The organism is Novosphingobium chloroacetimidivorans (genome assembly GCF_014204535.1).
Taxonomy (GTDB): Bacteria; Pseudomonadota; Alphaproteobacteria; order Sphingomonadales; family Sphingomonadaceae; genus Novosphingobium; species Novosphingobium chloroacetimidivorans.
Genome location: NZ_JACHLR010000004.1, coordinates 122539 through 145006 on the forward strand (window position 1 = coordinate 122539; position 22468 = coordinate 145006).

The 22468-nt window shown below is 66.0% G+C and carries 12 protein-coding genes; 8 read left to right on the forward strand and 4 right to left on the reverse strand.

The genetic code is table 11. The annotated features are described in order from the left end of the window. Positions 1-229: 229 nt before the first annotated feature. Positions 230-3619 (forward strand): amidohydrolase family protein, encoded by a 3390-nt coding sequence (locus HNO88_RS06205; RefSeq protein WP_184243223.1) that lies wholly within the window; start codon positions 230-232, stop codon positions 3617-3619. A 15-nt stretch (positions 3620-3634) separates the two neighbouring features. Here the strand turns inward: HNO88_RS06205 and HNO88_RS06210 are convergent, their stop codons facing one another. The 4 genes from HNO88_RS06210 to HNO88_RS06225 all read right to left on the reverse strand — a co-directional run bounded on the left by HNO88_RS06210 (position 3635) and on the right by HNO88_RS06225 (position 8659). Next, positions 3635-4963: a metal-dependent hydrolase family protein gene (locus HNO88_RS06210; RefSeq protein ID WP_184243224.1), complete on the reverse strand. Its 1329-nt coding sequence runs from the start codon at positions 4961-4963 to the stop codon at positions 3635-3637. Positions 4964-4990: 27 nt separating this feature from the next. Next, the gene (locus HNO88_RS06215; RefSeq protein ID WP_184243225.1) at positions 4991-5785 is read right to left on the reverse strand and encodes an IclR family transcriptional regulator domain-containing protein; all 795 of its coding nucleotides are present in this window, start codon (positions 5783-5785) and stop codon (positions 4991-4993) included. Between the two features lie 88 nt (positions 5786-5873). Further along, complete coding sequence (locus tag HNO88_RS06220) at positions 5874-7760, reverse strand: DUF885 domain-containing protein (RefSeq protein WP_221419855.1); 1887 nt, start codon at positions 7758-7760, stop codon at positions 5874-5876. Between the two features lie 98 nt (positions 7761-7858). Beyond that, entirely contained in the window at positions 7859-8659 is an 801-nt protein-coding gene (locus HNO88_RS06225; RefSeq protein WP_184243226.1) for an IclR family transcriptional regulator domain-containing protein, read from the reverse strand. A 287-nt stretch (positions 8660-8946) separates the two neighbouring features. On the opposite strand from HNO88_RS06225, the gene HNO88_RS06230 reads away from it, so the two are divergent. From HNO88_RS06230 to HNO88_RS06255, 7 genes are all read left to right on the forward strand, one after another. Beyond that, complete coding sequence (locus HNO88_RS06230) at positions 8947-11118, forward strand: TonB-dependent receptor (protein ID WP_184243227.1); 2172 nt, start codon at positions 8947-8949, stop codon at positions 11116-11118. Between the two features lie 53 nt (positions 11119-11171). Next, positions 11172-15371, forward strand: a complete 4200-nt coding sequence (locus tag HNO88_RS22825; RefSeq protein WP_184243228.1) for a M14 family zinc carboxypeptidase — start codon at positions 11172-11174, stop codon at positions 15369-15371. Positions 15372-15378: 7 nt separating this feature from the next. Beyond that, positions 15379-15873, forward strand: coding sequence for a RidA family protein (locus HNO88_RS06240; RefSeq protein ID WP_246381231.1), 495 nt, complete (start codon positions 15379-15381; stop codon positions 15871-15873). Then, positions 15870-17222: a metal-dependent hydrolase family protein gene (locus HNO88_RS06245; RefSeq protein WP_184243230.1), complete on the forward strand. Its 1353-nt coding sequence runs from the start codon at positions 15870-15872 to the stop codon at positions 17220-17222. The genes HNO88_RS06240 and HNO88_RS06245 overlap by 4 nt, the downstream gene beginning before the upstream one ends. Beyond that, entirely contained in the window at positions 17219-18955 is a 1737-nt protein-coding gene (locus tag HNO88_RS06250) for a M1 family metallopeptidase (protein ID WP_184243231.1), read from the forward strand. Before HNO88_RS06245 ends, HNO88_RS06250 begins: the two co-directional genes overlap by 4 nt. A gap of 112 nt (positions 18956-19067) precedes the next feature. Continuing rightward, positions 19068-20312 carry an MFS transporter gene (locus HNO88_RS22200; protein WP_246381232.1) on the forward strand — a complete coding sequence of 415 codons (1245 nt, stop codon included), beginning with the start codon at positions 19068-19070 and terminating at the stop codon, positions 20310-20312. A gap of 58 nt (positions 20313-20370) precedes the next feature. Next, a complete protein-coding gene (locus tag HNO88_RS06255) occupies positions 20371-22452 on the forward strand; it encodes a hydantoinase/oxoprolinase family protein (protein WP_246381233.1) in 2082 nt (693 codons plus the stop codon). Positions 22453-22468: the final 16 nt, after the last annotated feature.

The window sequence follows — 22468 nt, forward strand, 5'->3', positions numbered from 1 at the left end:
ACTGTCGTTCGGAGGCAAGGATCCGCGACAACAGGGTGAAAAGGTCATCGAGGCTTCGCGGGCGGTCAGAGGAGAACCGCACGCATCAGATCAATCGAAGTAATGAGCGATCAAGATAAATCGTCCGCTAGACGGACATAAAGAATAATTCTTGACAGCCAGTGCTGGTCTTACGATCCCATGGGCAACATGACGGCTGGGCATGCCCGTCGAGCGCTGGAGTTGGTCGATGAGAACATTGCTGCTTGGTTCCGCGATGTGCAGTATCGTCATCGGCGGCCTTGTGCATGCACAGCCTGCGATCTCGAGCAAGGACACAAGCCGGGGCACCCTGCAGGAGGGGATCGATCCATCGCGCTCCCGGCCCGAAGTGACGGCACCCAAGGGCAAGACCCGCAATATCGATTTTGTCGCTACCGAGGGCACTCGGATGTCGGTCGATATCTCGCCCGACGGTCGGTGGATCGTGTTCGACTTGCTCGGCCACATCTACCGTATGTCCACGAAGGGAGGAAAGGCGGTAAGCCTGACGCAGACCAGCGGCGTCGCGCTCAACCTGGAACCCCGCATCTCGCCCGACGGCCGCGAAATCGCGTTCATCACCGACCGCGGTGGCCAGTACAACTTGTGGGTCATGAACGTGGATGGATCGCGCCCCCGCGCTGTTGCTTATGGGCTCAAGACCTTGTTCTTCGAACCGGCGTGGACGGCGGATGGCAAGTCCATCGTCGTGCGCAAGAGCACCACGCGCGACGGCGGCGGCGAGACATCCGATGGACTGTGGCGTTATCCCAAGGAAGGCGGCAAGGGCGAGCAACTTGTCGCCAGTCGCCCGGGCGGCAGCGGCGGCGATCCCGCGTGGCCAAGCCTGTCTGGCGACGGCAAGTACCTCTACTATCAGGTGACGATGCCGGCGCCGGAGAAGCAGCCGATCTTCGGCGCCTACCAGGTTCGTCGGCTCGATCTTGGCTCTGGAGAGGTGCTGGATATCACCGCCGGCGAGGGTGGTGGTCTGTCGAGCGGCGGGGGCGTAGCACCCGAGGTTTCCCCCGATGGCCGATGGCTGGCGTTTGCGCGCCAGATTCCGGATGGTCGACTGTCGTTCAAGGGCCACGAATTCGGCCCACGTTCGGCCTTGTGGCTGCGCGATCTCCAGACCGGCACCGAGCGGTTGCTGATGGATCCGATCGAACCGATGGGATGGTCCGGCGGCAAGATTATCAGTATCCTGCCGCGGTATCGCTGGGCGGCGGACGGCAAGTCGATCGTGATCGCGCAAGGCGGCAAGCTGCGGCGGCTCGACGTAGCCTCGGGGCACGTCGGCACCGTGCCGTTCGCTGCTCGTGTGCACCGCACCATCTCGCAGATGGCGCGCAAGGAAGTGAAGATCGACGATGCGGCGGTGCACGCCCGTTACTTCGGCTGGCCCACCGCCAACCGCGATGGAACCGCGCTGGCGTTCCAGGCCGTGGGCCGCATTTATGTTCAGGCCACCGGGCAGGGTACTCCGCACCGGGTGACCCCCGGCGACTTCGCGCCGCTGGAATATGCGCCCTCGTGGAGTCCCGACGGCCAGTGGCTGGCGTTTGTGACTTGGGACGACGCGGCGCGCGGGCAGTTGTGGAAAGTGCCCGCAAGCGGCGGCACTCCGGTGCGGATCGCCGCGGAGGCCGGTGAGTACGCCAACCCGATCTGGAGCCCGGATGGCCGCTCGCTGGTGGTGATGAAGGGTGAGGGCGCGACGGCCCGGGGCCGGACCCTCACTCACGACGCCTGGTTCGACGTGGTGACCTTCCCCGCCGATGCCGGCGCTGAAGGCGCGACTGGCCAGGCGATCGCCCGGGTCGCGCGACCGAGCGGGGCGAGTTTGTTCGACCAGGCGCGCCGCCAGATCCCGCGTCCGTCGTTTGGACCCGGCGGGCGGATCTACTGGCCCGACGTCGAACCGCAAGGCGACAGCCCGGTGCGCTTCGCGGGCGGCGGCCCATCCGCGCTGGTGTCGGTGAAGCCGGATGGGAGCGACCGGCGTCGCCATGTCGGCTTCCCTTACGCCGACGAGATCGCGCCTTCGCCCGATGGCAAGTGGCTGGCGTTTCAGGAGGGCGACAACGTCTATGTGATGGCGATGCCACCAGCGGACTCGCCGCCGGGCACTCGGATCGACAAGCGCGATCCCGCCGCGGGAGTGAAGGCGCTGACGACCTCGGGCGGCGGCTATCCCCGCTGGCGCAATGCCGATACGCTCGAATATGGCGCCGGTGCGCAATACCGCGCGTACAATATGGCTACGGGCAGGACCGAAACCACGCCACTGGCGGTCAGCGTGCCGAAGCGCGTCTCGACCAAGACCCTGGCGCTGACCCATGCGCACATTGTCACGCTGCAGGACCGCAAAGTCATCGACGACGGCACCGTGGTGGTGAAGGGCAGCCGGATCACCTGCGTCGGAACTTGCAGCACCGTTGGCGTCGATCGGGTGATCGATGCTGGCGGCAAGACCATTGTTCCGGGATTCGTGGACGTCCACGCCCACCATTATCGCGACTGGCGCGGGATGCGTCCGCGGCATGACTTCGAGCAGGCGGTCTATCTCGCATATGGCGTGACGACGACGATGGACCCCTCGGCCTACAGCCTGAATGCCTTCCCAACCGCCGAACTGACCGACGCGGGCGAGATGATCGGTCCGCGATCCTACACCACCGGCGACAACCTCCTGCCCGACGATTCGGCTCGCATCAACGCGATCAACGATCTGCCCGCGGCGGTGGCCGAGGCTACCAAGATGTCCAACTGGGGCGCCAACACCATCAAGCAGTACATGCAGCCCCGCCGCGACCAGCGGCAGTGGCTGGTGGAAGCGGCGCGGGAGGTCGGGCTCAACATCACCTCCGAAGGACGCTCGCTCTACGATGATCTGGGCGCGGTTATGGACGGGCAGACCGGGTGGGAGCACGCTTTCGGCGAACTGCCGATCTACTCCGATGTCGCGCGCTTCGTCGGTCAGTCGGGCACGCACTTTTCGCCAACGATGGGTGTGGCGGGTACCGGTGCCCCGTCGATTGAATATTGGTTCAGCCGCAGTGACGTGTGGAAGGATCCCAAGCTGCGGCACTGGTTTCCCTGGCGCCAGCTGATGATGAAGGCGGCCCGCACTCGCAAGCTGAGGCCGGCGACCGACTACAGCTATCCGCTAGTGGCCCAGGCGGTGAAGGACATCATCGATGCTGGTGGGTGGAGCGCGATGGGTGCTCACGGCGAACTGGACGGTCTGGCCGATCACTGGGAAATCTGGATGAGCGCGTCGGCGCTCGACAACATGACCGCTCTGGAAGTCGCCAGCCTGCACGGCGCGCGCTTCCTGGGGCTCGACAAGGAGATCGGCTCGATCGAAACCGGCAAGTTGGCGGATCTGCTGGTGCTCGATGCCGATCCGCTGGTCGACATCCACAACACTGAAAAGATCCGCTACGTGCTCAAGGACGGCAAGCTTTATCAGGCCGACACGCTCGATGAGGTCTGGCCCAATGTGGTGCCGTTCGGCCCTTATTACTGGGTGAACGAGGACGAGCTGCAGGACAACGTCAAGCGCAGCGACGTGTTCGACACGCAGAAGTGATCGTGGTCGTGCGCGTCAATCGCGCACGACGTGTCCGGTTTTCATGACGAAGCTTACCTTCTGCAGGATGGAGACGTCTTGCAGGGGGTTGGCGGAGACGGCGATCAGATCGGCATCGTGGCCCGGGGTCAGCGCGCCGGCCTGCGCCGAGAGGCCGAGGTGATCGGCGCCGTTGACGGTGGCGGTGCGGATCGCCTCCAACGGCGAAAGCCCCGCCTGCGTCAGCAACACGAACTCGCGCGCGTTGGCGGTCTCCGGCCCATTGCTCACGACATCGGTGCCGAACGCGATCCGCGCTCCGGCCGCGTGCACGCGGCGGGCGGCGTCGATCATCTTGGGGCCGACCGCCAGTGCCTTTTCTCGCTGTGCGGGCGACATGCCGCCCGGTCCCGGGGCCTTGGCCTTACGCGTGATGATCTCTCCCACCAGTAACGTCGGGATAAAATAGCGATCGGTCTTCTGCAGCATGCGCACGCCTTCCGCGTCGATGAAGGTGCCATGTTCGATCGAGTCCCCGCCCGCCCGCAGAAACGCCTCGATGCCGTCGGCGCCGTGCGCGTGCGCGGTGACGCGGCGACCCATATGGTGCGCGGCGTCCACGACGGCGGCGATTTCCGCGTCGGTCAACTGCTGACCGAGGCCGGCATTGGTGTTGGACAGCACGCCGCCGGTTACGGCCACTTTCACCAGGTCCGCGCCCATCATGATCATCTCGCGCGTGGCACGGCGGCAATCGTCCGCCCCGGAGCACACCGACGGACTGCGCAACGCAAGCACGACCTCGCGGCGTTGGCCGTTGACATCGCCGTGTCCGCCATGAGCGGCGATCGCCGCGCCGGCCGCCAGGATGTGAGGCCCCATGACAAGTCCTTCGTCGACGGCATCGCGCAAGGCGAACACCGCCTCGGCTTCGCCGTTGAGGTCCGCCACTGTGGTGAAGCCCTGGTTGAGCATGATCTGCGCCTTGCCGATGCCGTTCATCGCCTGAGCGGCGGCGGACAGGGTTCGGCCGCTGCCTTCCTCCACATCGGAGGTCAGGTGCACGTGGCTGTCGATCAGGCCGGGCAGGACCCAGCGATCGCGCAAGTCGATCACATGCGCGCCCGCCGGCACCGCGAAGCCATCGACGATGCCGGTAACCTTGCCATCCTGCACGACAAGGGTCTTGTCCGTCTCGAACGTGCCGACCGCCGGGTCTAACATGACGTGGCCAGCCTTGACGTAGAGTGGCTCGGGCATGGCTTGCGCGTGCGCTCCTTGGCTCGAGAAGGTCAGGGTGGCGGCGCCCAGCAGAAGCACCCGCGCGAGGGGCGGGCGTCGCGAAAGGGCTGTCTTGCGCGTCATGTTGGTCCTTGAGTTCGGATTCGGTCGTCAGTCGCCAAGCTGCGGTTCGAGGGCCTTGGCGCGCTCGGCGCACAGCTTCGCATAGGTTCCCAATTCGGCGGTGGTGGTCGCCGGGGACTTCTTGCAGTTGAGGCTCAGGGCCCCGAACAGCGACCCGTCGCTGCGCCGCAGCGGATAGGCGACGGCCCACCAGCCCGCGATGTACTCGTCCTCCATCACACAGAAGCCCTGCGCGCGGGCAGTCACGATACCTTGCCGGATCGCTGCCTTGTCGAGCACTGTGGCGTCGGTCTGGGCCACCGGCTCAAGCTTCGCCAGGAAGGCGTCAAGCGCGTTGTCGTCCATCTGGGCAAGGAGCAGCCGACCGGGCGCCGTGCAGAACGCGGGAAAGCGTGCGCCGACGCCAAGGTAAGGGGCCATGAGCTGCTGGGAGATGGCATAGGCGACCACCAGCACCTCAGTGTCGTCGAGGACGGTGGCGAGGCAGGCCTGTCCGGTGGTCTCGCTGATTTCGTCGCACGCCACCTGGACGAGGCGCGACTTGCCGCCAGCTCCGAAGAACGAGGTGGCCAGGCGCACGACCTTCGGCGTCAGCGCGAAGTTGCGGCCGACATTGCCCACATAGCCCAGTTCCGACAGCGTGTAGAGGATGCGTTTCGTGGTCGGGCGCGGCAGGTCCGCCATCTTGGCGATGTCGCTCAGCGTAAGGGCCGGGCTGCCCGATCCCATCTTCTCGATCACACGAATGCTGCGATCGAGCGCATCGAGGAAATCCTTGCTACGTTCCCCCTGGTCTTCGGTCGTCTTCTTCACCCGCGGCATCGGCATCCTCCCTGGTCGTGGGCCGGGGATAGCAGCAATCGGGCTCGTGGCAGAGCCCGGCGCGCGCTGGGGATGTCGGCGACCGACGTCACCGCCTGGGCTGCGCCTGGAGGACAGAGGCGCGGTGCGCGGCGATGGCGTCGTCCACCTGCTGTTCGAGCATGTCGAGCGGTAGGGCGCCGCTGCCCAGCACGATCGCGTGGAACTGACGGATGTCGAAGTCGGCACCGAAGGCCGCCGCCATGCGCTCACGCAGTTCGATGATCTTGCGCTTGCCGATCATGTAGCTTGTCGCCTGACCCGGTACGGTCAGATAGCGCGCGACTTCGCTCTCGGCATCGTCCTCCGACAGGAGCGTGTTGGCCTTGAGAAAGGCCAGAGCCTGCTCGCGCGACCAACCCATCGCATTCACCCCTGTATCCGCCACCAGGCGGGCGGCACGGCGCGCATCCCCCGATAGCCGGCTGAACAGCGAGTAGCCGTCCTTGTAGACGCCCATCTCCTTGCACAGCTGCTCGCTGTAGAGACCCCAGCCTTCGGCCCAGGCGCCATAACCGGCGCGGCGGCGGAACAGCGGCAAGTCTCGCGCGGCGTTGCTGTAGGCGCTCTGGAAGTGATGCCCGGGCACGCCTTCATGGCAGGCGATGCCGGTCAGCGATGTCTTGAGCACTTGCGAAAGATCGCGCAAGTTGACGTAGAAGATCCCCGGCCGGCTCCCATCGGGCGAGCCATCGGCGTAGAACGCGACCGGCGCGGTCGCCTCGCGCCACTTCTCGATCCGTCTCACTTCAAGCGGGGCGTTGGGCACCGGGTCGAAGAACCGCGGCGCCCTCTGCGTGGCATCGGCAAGAACCGCTCGGGCGTCCGCCAGGTACTGCTCGCGCCCTGCGTCGGTGTTCGGGTAGTGGAACTTGGGATCGGCGCGCATCTGAGCGAGGAAGTCACGCAAGGTCCCGCGACCGCCAAGCGACCTGGCGACGGCTTCCATCTCGGCCCGGACCTTCGCGAGTTCGCTTAGGCCGATGGCATGGACTTGCTGCGGAGTCAGGTCGGTGGTCGTGCTGTCGCGCACGGTCCACGCGTAGAATGCCTTGCCGTTGGGCAACCGCGCTACGCCGCCGTCACCGGTAGCCTTGCGGCTGGCAGCCTCCAGCTCCGCGATGATCCGGTCATAGCCGCGCCGCGCCGGGCCGCGCAGGGCCGCGGATCCTTGATCGAGAAGTTGCTGGCGTGTGGCCGCGTCGGTATCCAGTTTCGCAACCTTGGCCTTGAAGTCGGCCCACAGTGCCGAGTCGGGGCCGTCGTCGAAGGGAGCGCCGGTGACGACGCGGCGGGCCGAGGCGAGCGCCGGCGCGAAGACGAGCTTGGGTTCGATCACGCCATGCGCGACATGGTTGCGGTAGTCCGCTGCGATCTCGCCCATCGCACGCTCGATGTCGGTCAGGCGCGAGATATACGCCCGCGCGTCGGCGACCGAGGTCACCTGGTGGTTGTTGATCAGGAACGAGGGGATGTCCGTCGTCGGGGCGCGGATCGCCGTGAAGGTATATTCGTGGGCACGCCAGCGCATGGCCTCGCGCGCCGATACGAGATCGCGGCGGAACAGATCAGCCGAGACCCGCGCTTGCGGGCCGAGGCGATCGCGTGGGAAGCGACGGTCCATCTCGCGCACCTGGCTTTCGCGCAGGCGAAGCGCACGCAGTGCGGCAACCGGGCGATAGTCGTCGAGCTTGCCGTAGTTGGCCTTGCTCGCACCTTCGGACGTCTCACGCTGAGGGGAGAGGCTGAGCTGCGCCTCGTACGCGCGATCAAGAAATGCGTTGAATTGCGCGTCAAGGTCGATGGTGCCGATCGTCTGTGGCGGAGCCGCGCGTGTGTTCGCCGCTGTCGCGCTTCCCATGACGGCGATGCCGAGTGTGACGACGGATCTCAGCCACGGCAGCGTGCGGGATGGGCGATGCGGTTTGCAGATCATGGAAAGAGCACTTCGTGGCCGGTCGATGCACCAACACAGCGCCAACCCGCGCCCATGTCAATAATATTACATTCGTCCGATTGGCGTACGATAATGTTTTAGACAAGCAGCGGTTGAAGGTCGCTCGCGGCTTGTGCGCATTGCGCTGCGAGGTTCTGGAACGTCACTTCGTCCAGATCGGCCCTCTTTTTGCAGTTCAAGCTGATCGCGCCGAACAACTCTCCGTCGTAGCGATAGAGGGGGCAGGCGAAGGTGCGCCATCCGATCACGTATTCGTCGTCGGACGTGCTGTAGCCCTGCTCACGCGCGGCGTGGATTTGTGCTTTGACCTGCGCCATGTCACCGCCAAGGTCGCGCAGCGCGGAACTTTGTTCGATCCGCGCCATCAGCGCAGCCAAATCGCCCGGGGCGAGCGCAGCCATCAGGACGCGGCCAGCCGCGGAGGCGATCGCCGGGATCCGCGAACCGATCCCGCGGAAAGGGGCCATCAAGCTTTCCGGCAAGGCGTAGGCGATAACGAGGATCTGGTCTCCATCGAGAACGGCCACGAGGCTGGATTGGCCGGTTTGCTCGCTGAGGCGGTCACAGGCTTCCTGCAGGATCCTGGCATGGCCATTCGCACCCAGGAATGAGGCTGCGAGGCGTACTACCTTGGGGGTGAGCCGAAAGGCTCGCCCAACCGATTCGGCATAGCCGAGGTCGCGCAAGGTGTGCAGTACGCGGCGCACGCTGGGCTTGGGCAAGTCAGTCAGGCGCGCGACGTCGCTGATAGACATGGCCGAGGCGCCGGCGCCCATCGCTTCCATGACGCGGATTGCGCGCGCGAGCACCTCAAGGAAGTCACCGCTTCGGCCACTCTCGCGCCGCTGCACCGCGTCGGATTCACGAAGCTTCGTCAATGATCAATGCTCCCGGTCTGAACGACGGTGGTTCTGTTGCATGTGCAAACTTCGTCGACAAGTTCGCTCTTCGGACAGATCGACCATGACTTTCTATGAAGTCACTCGATATGGTCGCTCATCGGACAAATGTAATGATATTGACATTATTCCTGCATGTGTCAGTTTTGCGAAAGGAGGAGTGCGCAGCTGGACGCTGGTCGAGCAAAACACACAAAGGGGTGGCTACTATGAGGAAATTCAATTCCCGGCGGACGTTGATGGCGGTCACTGCATTGACAGCCACCATGTCGGCGATCACGCCGGCCAGGGCGCAGACCGACGCGGGGCCTGCGCCGGAAGCGAACGGCGCAAACCAGACGAACGGCGACATCGTCGTCACCGCCTTGCGGCGCACCCAGCGCGTTCAGGATGTGCCGGCTGCGATCAGCGTGCTCGACGCCGCGGCCATTCAGGCCAAGGGCGCACAGGACTTCCGCGACTATCTCACTTCGCTTCCGGGCGTGAACTTCTCCGAGGCCGGCAACCTGGGCGGCATGCGGGTAACCATCCGCGGGGTGTCTGACGGCAGTAGCGCCAGCGATCCGCTCGCCGGCATCTACCTTGACGAGGCTCCGATCACCGAAAGCTTCTTCGGCACTCTCGACCCCGATGTCTACGACATCGATCGCGTCGAGGTGCTGCGTGGGCCGCAGGGCACTCTCTACGGTGCCAGTTCGATGGGCGGCACCGTCCGTGTGATCACCAAGAAGCCCAAGCTCGACGAGATCGAAGGCGCGGTCGAGGGAACGATCGGCGACGTCGCTCATGGTGGTTGGAATCGCCGTATCGATGGCGTGGTCAACGTACCGATCCTCGAGGACAAGCTCGCGCTGCGCGTGTCGGCCGGTTACCGCAAGGACGACGGCTGGATCGACGATGTCCAGCTCGGCCGCAAGAACGTCAACGATATCGAGAAAAAGAACCTTCGCGGGCAGCTTCGGTATCAGCCGGGTCCGGACACCAGCATCACCCTGGGCGTCCTGTGGCAAAAGGAAGACCTGGGCGCGCAGCCGCAGGACGACGTGGCGCTGCCCGACTACCAGACGCGCCGCTACTACCAGGCCTACACCAAGTCGGACGCCAAGCTGTTCAGCCTCACGCTGCAGCAGGACTTCGACACGGTTTCCCTGATCTCGGCCACGAACTATCTCGACAAGAGCCTGCAGCTGGGTTCCGACAACACGGCCCAGTTCCGCGCCCTGCTGCCGCGCCTGATCGGCGTGGGTCCGACCGGCAATGATGGCCTGGGCTCGATTTCCGATAATGAATTCAAGCTGTTCACGCAGGAAGTCCGCGTAGCGTCGGTGGGGAGCAATCGCGTCGACTACGTGCTGGGCGGCTTCTACTCGGATGCGACCACCGACTTGCTGCAAACGTACGACTTCACCAAGGCGCCGCAAGTCCAGGCGCGCACGAACGGCTTGGCATTCTATACCTACGACCAGGAATACCGCACCCGCCAGATTGCCGGCTTCGGTCAGCTGACTTTCAATGCGACAGAGAAGTTCGCGCTGACTGCTGGTCTGCGCGTGTTCAACGTAGAGCAGACGACCACGACCTTTGCCAGCGGCATCCTGAACGGCGGGGCGACCTCGTCGATCCAGAAGTCCAAGACCACTCAGGCGCAGCAGAAGTATCTGGCAGAGTACAAGGTGACGAAGGACAACCTGGTCTACGCTCAGGCCGCGCAAGGTTATCGCAATGGCGCGCCGACCGGCAACGGCCTGCGCTCGGCATGCGCCGCCGAGCTCGCGTCGCTGGGCTACAGCACGTTCCCAACCTCGTACGGTCCGGACAAGCTGTGGAACTATGAGATCGGTTCGAAGAACACGCTGTTCGATCGCAAGATGACTCTGAATGCTGCGGCCTACTACACCGACTGGTCGGACATTCAGACCTCGATCACGCTGTCCTGTAACTCCGGCTTCGTCAGCAACGCGGGCAAGGCCAGGATCAAGGGTCTGGAGGTCGAGAGTTCGGTCGAGCCGTTGGACGGCCTGACCCTGACCGGCTCGGTGTCCTACACCGACGCCAAGTTGAAGGAGCCCGCTCCGGGTGCTCGCGGCGTCTCGGCCGGCGATCCACTGCCGCAAGTGGCCAAGTGGTCGTGGAATGCCAGCGCGCAGTACCGTCGGCCGGTGGCGGAAGGCGTGAACGCGTTCGTTCGCGGCGAAGTGAACCACGTCGGCAGCCGCTGGAACCTCTATCGCTCGGCCGGTGCTTCGGCGGTGCTGATGGATCCCTACACGCTGGTCAGCGCTCGCCTGGGCGTCGGTTCGGAAAACTGGTCGGCCGCCGTGTTCGCGACCAACCTGTTCGATGAGCGCTACGTGCTGAACCGCGTCGCAGGCGCGGTGCCGTTCGAGCTGGTCGGCCGCCCGCGCACGATCGGCGTCAACGCAAGGATCGGTTTCTAGAGCGACTTGCAACAAACCCGAATAGAGTGCCGTCGACAGGCATGGAGCATGCTGTGAGATATCGCTTGATGCATCGGCTGCTGCTGTCCGCGGCGGCACTCTACCATCTCCCCGGCACTGCTGTAGCCGCTCCACAGCCGTCTACGCCGACGCTGACCTCGCTCTCTGCGGCGATCGGCAGCAGCGTCCGGGATACGAACGGCGACGATCTGCCTGACGTGGTCACTGCGCAAGTGATCGTGCCCGCGCAGCCTTCGTTGCGCGATGTCCAGGCAGCGGCGAACATCGCCGGGAGGCTGGGATACGAGACCACGGCGGCGACGCTGTCGTTCGTGGTGAAGGATGACGCGAGGCGGCAGGCCTCGTCGCTGCCGATTCTGGTGGGCCGGCAGAACCGCTTCGTTCGCGATCTTGTCGCGAGTGGGCGGCTCGATCTGTCGAAACTGGCGCCGGGCCAAGGGCTGGTGGCGCTGGTGCCCGATGCCATCGGTACGTCGTCGGCGATCGTCGTGGTGGGTGTGGACGACGCGGGCACCGCCGCGGCATCGGTCGAACTGGCCGCGCGCCTCCCGCGCTTGTGGAACATGACAGGCATCGCGCTGCCCGCGATCGAGGCGCAGACCGTTGCCTTCCTGCAGCAGCATGAGCTCAGATCCGCTTCAGCCGCCGTCACCCGGATCGTCGTCGACAACGATCGGCGTGGCATCGCGGTAGTCGGTCTGCAAGTCACGGTCGCGCCGGATCAAGAGGCGGCGGCTGCGCGGGCCCTGCGTGACCTCGACGCGGCGCATCGCTTGGGCGGGCAGGTGGGCGTGCTCGACTTCGGCCCGGCGGCAGTGCTGGACTTCACGGTGGGAACTGGCCCGGCGGCCCAGACCGCGACGGTGCACCGCGTCGGTCCCAACTGGCGCGCTCTGACCGCGCCGCCACCCACACCGGTGCGCACGGCCGGAGTTGCGCCTTCTCGCAGCAACGGCAGGCGGATGAATTTCTACCGCGCCTTCCACGACGGCATGACGCCGGGCGGGGGCGGCACCAGCTATGGCATGCCGGCGCCCCCTGCCGTGGGCAAGCCTTTCGATCTGGCCGACGCCTATACGATCGATGGCTGGTTCGGCGATCTCTACCAGGACCTGACGCCCGACAGTACCGAGACGAGCGTGATCCTGGGTGGTGATGCCATCGCCGCCCTGGGTGCTGCGAACATCGCGGCGCGGCTTGGACTCGAATCGACCGGCATCACCCTGCCTATCGCCAAGCTGGACGCCGACGTCGCTCAGCCGGATACCGAGCCGAGCCCGATCCTCGTGGGACGCGACAATCTTCTGGTGGGTGATCTGGTCGCAGCCGGCAAGCTCGGCCAGGTCGACGCAGCGCCCGGTCTTGGCGTGATAGAGATCGTCCCCCGGGCATTCGGGGCGGCGACCGCGACAGTTGTGCGTGGTGCGGACGCGGCGGGTACCGCTGCGGCCGCCGAACACCTGAGCCGCAGGTTGCCCTACCTGTGGGACATGAGACCCGGTGCTCCCACCTTCGCGGACGCGAGGGCGCAGGCGACCGACTTCTTTGCAGCGCGCACTCCCGCCGGCCAAGCAGCCCGCGCCGTCCAGGCCGCGCAGGCAATCGCGGCCGAGATCGGCTCCGGCGCCGCGGCGGGGAAGGTCGATGCGACGGTTTACCTCGACGGACCCGACGCTGGCCTCTCGACATACCTGGCAGGGGCAATGCGCAAGGCACTGCCCGGCACGTCGGTGGCGGTGACGGCGCAGGCCGTGTCCGACCCGGTCAACGTCTTCGACGAGGCGGTCACGCTCGGCTGGGAAGGCGACGCCGTCCGTGCGGCACTACGGACCGAGGTACTGCCAAAGGTCAAGCCGGGCGCCAGTGTCACGCTGGAACTGCGCGTCAACGAAGGTCCCGAGATCCGTGCGCAGCTGGCGAAGGAAGCGCAAGCGCAGCTGTCCCAAGCGGGCGCTGCCCATGCCGAAGTGAAGGTGCGGTCGGCATACAAGCAGGGCTACTTCTGGCTGGTCGAGGACGTCCTGCCGCAGCTGAAGGCGCGCGGTGTCACCGGTGTACGCATCAAGGTGAGGGCGGCGCGGCACAATCCGTCCGCGACCGCGCGCTTCCAGGCCATGCCGACGCAGTGGATCAAGGCGCTCTACCCCGCGGACGAGGCCTTCCATCGCGAGCTCGGCATGCCGATTGCAGCGTTCGCGATCGAGCAGGTCGAGGACGCGCCAACAATCTATGCATTGGAGGCGACCGACGCGTCCGGGCGCGTCGTCTATTCGGCGTCGTTCGACCCTTCGGTGGTCGACCGCGAGTTCCTGGAAGCGCTTCCGGGCTACGCCAAGCTCGAGGCGGAAACCGGGCACATCCATGCGTCGGTGAACGATGCGGTTGTGCTCGACCGCCGGCTGCCGACCGATCTCGATACGTTCTGGGACCATTACCAGCAGCAGGTCCTCCCCAGGCTGCGTGACACCATGAAGGCGAGCGCGGCCGCCAGCGGGCCCCAGCCGATGTACCGCGACCTGAAGATGTCGATCGCCATGAGCGAGCCCGATTACGGTATCGGCGAGGGCGAGCACATCTCGACGCTGGAGGGCTTGAGCCAGGATCTCTACATGATCACCAACACCTTCCTGCGCCAGGCGGGGATCGCGGGCGGGGTCCGGGTGATCCCGCTGGTAGAGGCGACAGCGACGAAGCCGACGCGGGCGCGTTTCGTGCTGACGCGCAATGCCGCGGCCGGCAGCCGCATCGATGTGGTTTATGGCTCCGGCGCCGGCCGCCGCACGGTTTCGCGCCCGCTCGACGCGGTGAAGGTGGAAACCCCGCGTGTGACCCGGATCGTGACGGGGGCAGAGGGTGTCCGCGAACTCGGTTTGCGGGTCGCGGTCGGCGACCCGGGCGCGGCGACCCAGGCCGAGCAGGCGGTCGTGGCGCTGGCCGGGCTCCATGCTGCCGGGCTCTACCGCGATGCGCTTTCGTTCGATCATGTCGACCGCGTCACTCTGACGGTCGAGAGCTCCGGCGCGCCAGCTCGCGTCGCATCGCTCGTGCATGTGGACGGCGCCAAGCCGTCCTCGCCGCGCAAGCTGGCGAAAGCAGGCGGCAAGCCGCTCGTCACGTACGACCACATCATCGATCCGCCAGAAGCCGAGGCAATCGTCGGCGAGCTGGGGCGCTATCCCGGTGTCGCGGCCTACAAGGCGGGCGCATCCTACGAGGGGCGGGACATCTCGGTGCTGGAAATCACCGCGTCGACGCCGAGCGAGCTGGTCTCGACCGCCAAGCTTTCCGCGTACAAGCCGTCGCTGATGCTGGTCGGTCGCCAGCACGGCAACGAGCCGTCCTCCACCAGCTACATGCTCAAGCTGGCCGAAGACCTCGCCACCGACCCGGCCTACCGCGACATCGCCGCCAAGGTGAACGTCGCCATCCTGCCGGTCATGAACCCCGACGGCGCGGCGCTGGCTGGCAAGATCCGGGCGACGCGGCCTTACGACATCGCGCAGCCCGGATACCTCAATGCCATCGGCCGGGACGTGATGTATTCGGGCATGCAATCGTCGGAGGCTTCGGTGGAGCCGAACCTATGGCGCCGCTGGTTGCCCGACATCTACCTCAACGCCCATGGCGCCTCCTCGCACGAGGTGGTGCGGCCGTTCTCCGGCTATGCGGCCACCGAGGCGCCGACTTACAGCTTCCGGCGCGGCTGGTACTCGCTGTCGTTCCAGATGCCGCGTGATCCGCGCTATCCGGAGTGGACCGAGGCGGCGCTGGCGCTGCACGATGCGATGGCGCGCGAGGTCTCCAGCGACCCGGTCGCCCATGCCGGCAACTTGCGCGACTACGATCGCTTCCGCCGGTGGGGACATCGCTACGGTCCGCACCTGGAGCCGATGGAAGTCAGCGGCGACACGATGCTGTTCTACAACGACCCGGACTCGGGCGAGCTGCTGGGCAACCGCAGGATCGGCGTGTCGGACGCCGATCGCCAGCGCAAGATGGGTGACTGGCCGTTCATCACCCTGGATGGCGGAACGTTCGAGGCGGCCGACGAGGGGCTGGCCGATTACTCGCTCGACCTTGCGGCACGCAATGGCTTCGCCGCCGTTCTCGCGCACCTCAAATATCTGCGCGACGGACAGTACCACGTCGATCTGATCGAGGAGGACGCGCCGCTCGAAGGTGCCAAGCGCACCAGGTTGCGGGTCCGCCCCGTTCTTCCGCCCAAGAAGTGAGATGGTCATGAAATTGCGTTTTCTCCTGATGGCTGCCGCCGCCCTGGCGTCGGTCCCGGCAGCCGCACAGACGGTGGAGCGCATCCCGGAAACCACGCCTTCACTGATCCTGCGCGGTGTGAAAGTGTCCGCTGGCTCCGATCTCTTCATCCTCAGCGGGCTGGTGGCTCCGCCGATCGACCCCGCGAAGACGGCGACGCCGGCTGATTTCGGCGACACCCGGCGGCAGACCGAGGCGGTGCTCGGCCGCATTCGCGAGACGCTGCAGGCGCAAGGCTATGAAATGAGCGACGTCGTCAAGCTGACCGTCTTCCTGGTCGGAGATCCGGGGAGAGGCGGGGCGATGGACTTCGCCGGCATGAACGAGGGCTTCAAGCAACTCTTCGGAACCGCGCAGAACCCGCAGACGACCGCGCGCTCGGTGGTGCAGGTCGTTGCCCTGGCCTCGCCCAACCATCTGGTCGAGATCGAGGCGATCGCCGCCAAGGCACCGCGTCGATGACGCGGCGCCGCTTGGCGCTTTGCTCGGCGGTCCTCGTCGCAGCACTTGTGCCGGGCGGCACGCGCGCGCTCGCTGCGCCGGAGATTGCGGGGATTGCGGTCGACACCGGAACTCTTGCGCTTCGCTGCGGTGCGGTGTGGGACGCAGCTGGCGGGCATCGCCGCGGCCCGATCGCGATTGTCGCCGACAAGGGCCGCATCGTCTCGATACAACCGGACGGCTCGGCACTGCGACCCGGAGAAACCGACCTTCGCGGCGAAACCTGCCTCCCCGGCCTGATCGACGCGCATACCCATGTCATGCTCGAAAGCGATCGCCTGGAAGGCGACTACGACGCCCAGCTGCTGAAAGCGTCTCCCGAATATCGCACGATCGTCGGCGTGGGCCATGCCGGAAGGCTGCTGCAATGGGGATTCACCGCGGTCCGTGACCTAGGCGCGGAAGGCGGCGGCTGGGGGGACCTGGCGGTGCGGGATGCAATCGATCGTGGCATGGTTTCCGGACCGCGCATGCAAGTGGCGACACAGGCGATCGTTGCGACCTCGGCCTATCCCTTGCTCGGCTATGCTCCGGGTGTGTCGGTGCCCGTGGGCGCAGAGCAGATCACCGGCGCGGACGAGGGACGCCGCGCCGTTCGCGCGCAGATCGGGCGGGGCGCCGATGTTATCAAGCTCTATGCCGACCGAGGGCCGCGGCTCGGTGCCGACGGCAGTGTCCAGTCGGTGCCGACACTTACTCCCGATGAGCTGCGGGCGATAATCGGCGAAGCGCACCGCCAGGGCCGCAAGGCGGCGGTCAACGCCCGTTCGGCGCAAAGCGCGCGCGACGCGACCGATGCCGGCGCCGACTCGATCGAGCATGGTGACTATCTTGATGCGGACAACATCGCGGCCATGGCGCGGCGCGGTGTGTACTACGTCCCGGACTTCGACACCGATGCCAGCATCTCGGCGCGGCGGGCCGCCGGCGGCAACGCGGTCTGGCGGGCCATGCCGCAGATCAAATGTGCGACGCTCGCGCGGGCGGTGCGTGGCGGCGTGAAGGTAGCTTTCGGTTCCGGTATCGGCGGGGCGGACTGGTCGTACAATCCCGCCGCCGCCTTCGCGCCGATGGCTGCCTGCGGGATGACGGTCGCCCAGATCCTGACTTCTGCCACCCTGGGATCGGCGCGGCTGATGGGGATCGACGATCGGGTGGGATCGCTGGAGCCCGGCAAGCTCGCGGATGTCATCGCGGTTCCGGGCGAGCCTCTGAGCGACATCAGCGTCCTGCAGCGCGTCTCGTTCGTGGCGAAAGGCGGGGTGGTGCACAGGGTCACCGGCAAGCCGGTCAAGAGCGGAGGCGAATGATGCGCACGATGATGAGCCTGCTGATGGCAGGGGCGAGTCTGGCGATCGCTCCGCCGGCCATGGCCGATCGCTATCCGCTCCAGCATGGTCTGCAGGTGCGAGACTATGCGTTCGATATCGCCCTGTCCGAGGAGAGCGACGACATTCGCGTGAACGAAACGGTCGAGGTCTCCTTCCTCGCCGACGGTCTCAAGGCGATCGACCTGGATCTGTGCAACGTCGTCGCGGCCTCGGCCAAGCCCGATCCGCTCGAACCCTGTGAGGCGACCGAGCGCCAGAACACCGACCTTGGCCCGGGGAGCGGTCCCGTGCCTGGCGTGGGGCGGGGTATGACGATGATTTCGGCGACGGCGGGCGGCACGCCACTGCGTTTCACGCACATTGGCAATCGCCTTCACCTGACCCTGCCGCAGCCGTCGCGCAAGGGCGGCCGACTGGCGATCGACCTTGCCTACCACGGCGTCCCGGCGGCCGGACTGTTCATCGGCAAGAACAAGTATGGCGACCGGGTGTTCTTCTCGGACAGCTGGCCCAATCGCGCGCGCAACTGGCTGGCGACGGTGGATCACATCTCGGCCAAGGCGACCAAGACGGTCACGGTGACGGCCCCGTCGCACTATCAGGTGATCTCGAACGGACTCGAGACGCGCGTCGCGGACCTGCCCGGCGGGCTGCGCGCGACGACCTGGCGCGAAGCCGTACCGATACCAAGCTGGCAATTCTCGCTCGGCGTCGCGCCGATGACGGTGACCCGGTTCGATCAGGTCCGCGGCGTGGACTTTGCCGCGTGGCTGGCTCCGCAAAACCAGGCCGCCGACCTCTCGCAAGCCGAGGCGACGAGCCGCGCCGCTTTCGACTTCTACAGCGACTACATCGGGCCCTACGCGTTCGAAAAGCTGGCTCACGTCGACGCCACGGGCGGTCGCGGGGCGATGGAGCTGGCGACCTCGATCTTCTACTTCGGCGACTTTCGCGCCATGGCGCACGAAATGGCGCACCAGTGGTTCGGCAACGCCGTGACCGAAGCGACATGGGATGACGTCTGGCTGAGCGAAGGCTTTGCGACATACTTCGACTTGCTCTTCACCGAGCACAGCCGTGGGCATGATACGTTCCTTACCTCGCTGCGTCGCGGGCGGGACGGCGCGGTCAAGTATGCGCTGGCGCATCCCGACAGCACCGTGGTTCACCGGGATCTGGCTCGCGACAGCGAGGTGCTCGGCAACGCGCCGCAGATTTATGCGGGCGGGGCGATGGTCTTGCGCACACTGAACGGCGTCCTGGGCGATCGCGTCTTCCGGGCGGGCATCCGCAGCTATTACGCGCGCCACGTCAACGGTCTTGCCACCAGCGACGACTTGCGCCTGGCGATGGAGGACGCGTGTCGCGCCGATAGTGGATGCGAGTCCGAAAACAACGATCTGACGTGGTTCTTCGACCAGTGGCTGCGGCGCGGCGGGGTCCCGCAAGTGCAGGGGACCTGGCGTTACGATCCCACCAGGAAGGTTCTGGAGGTGGCGTTCACGCAGACCCAGAAGCAGGGCCTTTACCGACTTCCCACCGAACTCGCGGTCAGCTTGCCGGGAGTTGCCGGCGAGCGCCGCTTCAAGCTGGTGATCGACGCTCCCAACACCAAGCTGGCATTCCGGCTCGACGCTGCACCGCAAGATGTCGCGCTCGATCCTGACACCTGGACGCCGATGCTGAAGGCCGACGTGACGCAGGCCCGATAGGCAGCCCTGACCACTGTGGCGAGGCTTGACAGCACCACGGCAAGGCTGAATAAAAGATCTAAATGACGGACATATGTCCGATAAGCGTACTTTCCCTTTTAGGTAATGATGGATGATCAGGAAGGACGGTTTTCGCAGTTGGGGTGTGATCGTGCTCGTCGGGCTGGCCCTGACGATCGCCCACTCCGATCGCGTACTGCTGGCAATCGCCGCTCCGCACTTGATCGAGCAACAGCACATCACCGGGACCGGACTGGGTCTGCTGCTTTCCGCGTTCTCGTGGACTTATATGGTGGCGCAGCTGCCCTCGGGCTGGCTCGTGGATCGCTTCGGTCCCAAGCGGGTTCTCACGATCGGCTTCATCGGCTGGTCGCTCGTTTCGGCGATGACCGGCCTGTCGACCGTCTTCAGCGTGCTGTTGCTCTGCCGGATGCTGCTGGGCGTGTTCGAGGCGCCGCTCTACGCGGTGGCCCACGCGGTGATGGCTTCGCTGTTCACTGACCGCCGCCGGGCGCTGGCGACGGCCATTTATTCCAAGGGTGTCAGCCTGGGTCCGGCGATCGGCACCGCTGCCGGTTCCTACGTGATGATGGCCTACGGCTGGAGCGAGATGTTCGTGATCGTCGGGCTCGGCTCACTGCTGTTCCTGATCCCCTGGATCGCCTTCGCGCCAAGCCGGCAGGCCCTGGCACCCAGCTCGCAGGAGAGCCGCAAGATCGATTGGAGCGAGGCACGCAAGCTGCTGATGAACCGTTCAGTGCTGGGCGTTTCGGTCGGCTACTTTGGGTTCCTCTACCTCTATTACATCTACGCCACCTGGCTGCCGACTTATCTCTCCAAGGAGCGCGGTCTGGACACCGAGCAGATCGCCTGGATGGCCACGGTGCCGTTCCTGATCTCGATGGCGGCCGGACCAGTCACGGGCTGGTTCACCGACTGGCTGATCGGGCGCGGCATGTCGCAGACGGTGGTGCGCAAGTGCGCGATCGGCCTTGGCCTGCTGCTCGGCGGCGCGATCGTGCCTGCGGCGTTCGCTACCGATGGCTACGAGGCGGCAGTTCTGTTCGTGATCGCGCTGGTAGGCCAGTCGATCTCGGCCGCCAACATGCTCGCGCTGCCGTCGGCGATCGCGCCGGAAGGGCGGGCGGGCCTGGTCGGATCGTTCCAGCAGATGTTCGGCGCCGCGGGCGGCGTCGTGTCGCCGCTGCTCACCGGCATCCTCTATGACCAGGGCCACGACTTCAAGGCCGCGATCCTGTGCGCCGCGGCGATGCTGGTGCTGTCGGGCTTTTGCTTCCTCATACTCCTGCAGCGGGTGGAGCGCATCGCATCCCCCGACCTTGCAGAGCCTGCGTGATGGGCCTCCACGCCCGACCCCGCTCGCTTTGCCGCTGCCTCTACGAACTGGTGCTCTTTTGACCGATGATGTGAATACCCTGTCGCTGTCCGCCGATATCGGTGGGACATTCACCGACCTCGTGCTGACCGGCCCATTCGGTCGCGTCACCCGCAAGGTGCTCACCAACGTGGGGCATCCCGAGATCGGGCTGCTGGACGGTGCCCGCCAGCTGCTGGCCGAGCAGGACGTGAGCTTCGCCGACGTCGGCACGTTCGTCCACGGGACCACACTGGCGACCAACGCCTTGCTGGAGCGCAAGGGAGCGCGGGTCGCCCTGATCACCACCCGCGGGTTCCGCGACGTGTTGGAGATCGGCACCGAGGGCCGGTTCGATCAGTACGACATCCAACTTTCCAAACCGGTCCCGCTGGTCTCGCGTGAGCTGCGCATCGGCGTGGGCGAGCGCATCGCGGCATCGGGTGAGGTGCTGCTGCCGCTCGATCGCGCCGATGCCGAGCAGGCGATCGAAACCTTGCGCAATGCCGGGATCGACAGCGTCGCCATCGGGTTCCTGCATGCGTATGCCAATTCGGCGCATGAGTTCGAGATCGCCGAGATGATCGCGGCCGCGCTGCCTGGGATCTCGCTGTCGCTTTCGTCCGATGTCTGTCCCGAGATCCGCGAGTTCGAGCGGATCTCCACCACGGTCGCCAACGCGTTCGTGAAGCCCATGGTCGATGGTTACCTGGGTCGCATGGTCCATGCACTGGAGAGCGACCGCTTCACCGGCAAGCTGTTCCTAGTGACCTCCGGCGGTGGCCTGACCTCGGTGGAAACGGCGCGTCGCTATCCGATCCGGCTCGTCGAATCCGGTCCGGCCGGGGGCGCGATCTATGCCTCGCGCCGCGCACGCGAAATGGGCCTCGAGCGGGCGATTGCCTTCGACATGGGCGGCACCACCGCCAAGGTCTGCCTGATCCGCAAGGGCGAGCCGACGTCGGCCAGCTCCTTCGAAGTCGACCGCACGCATCGCTTTATGAAAGGCAGCGGCATTCCGCTGCGCATCCCCTCGATCGAACTGGTGGAGATCGGCGCGGGCGGCGGCTCGATCGCCGGGGTCGATGCATTGGGGCGTGTCACGGTGGGCCCTGAAAGCGCGGGTTCTGAGCCTGGTCCCGCCTGCTATCCCGGCGGCGGCACCAAGCCGACGGTCACGGATGCTGGCCTTGTTCTCGGCTTGCTGGACGGTGGCAACTTCGCCGGTGGCCGTATCGTGCTGGATCCGGATCGAGCTGGGCAGGCGCTGGAGAACGTTGTCGGCACGCACCTCGGCCTGACCGCGACGATGGCTGCGCACGCGGTGTTCGAGACGGTGTGCGAGAACATGGCCAGCGCCGTGCGCGTCCATGCCGCCGAATGCGGGGAAGCCGTCTCCGAATACGCCATGATCGCGTTCGGCGGCGCAGCGCCGCTGCACGCGGCCACGGTTGCGGAAAAGGTGGGGATCGAGCGCGTGATCGTCCCGTTGGGTGCAGGCGTCGGATCGGCGGTGGGTTTCCTGGAAGCGCCAGTCTCCTTCGATCTGGTGCGCAGTCTGCGCATGCCGCTTGCCGCGTTTGACCGTGAACAGGCCGAAGCGCTGCTCGACGCCATGGTGGTGGAAGCGCGCGGCTTGCTGGCGGTCGATGCCGACACGGTGAAAGTCAGCGTCCGCCGCACCGCGTTCATGCGCTATGTGGGGCAAGGGCACGAGATCCCGGTCGCGCTGCCGGATGCAGGTGAGCCGCTCGACGCAGCGGCGCTGCTCTCTCTCTTCGAGGCGGAGTATGCGCAGCTCTTCTCGCGCTCGATCCCGCATGCCGCGGTCGAAATCCTCAACTGGTCGGTGCTGGCAACGGCCGACACCGAAAGCGCAAGCCAGGCCGCTGCGGCGTGGGACGCCGACGATGGCGGGCGCGAAACCCGGCGGGTGTTCGACGGCAACCAGTCCGGCTGGATCGACGTGCCGGTCGTCACCCGCGGCAGTCTCTCGCGGCATGGTCTGCTGCAAGGGCCAGCCGTGGTGGTGGAGGCGGAAACCTCCACGTTCGTGCCCCAGTCCTTCCAGGCCTCGGTGGACGAGCGCGGGTTTATCATCATGCAGCGCAAGGCGGTCTGAAGCGATGACGGCAAGG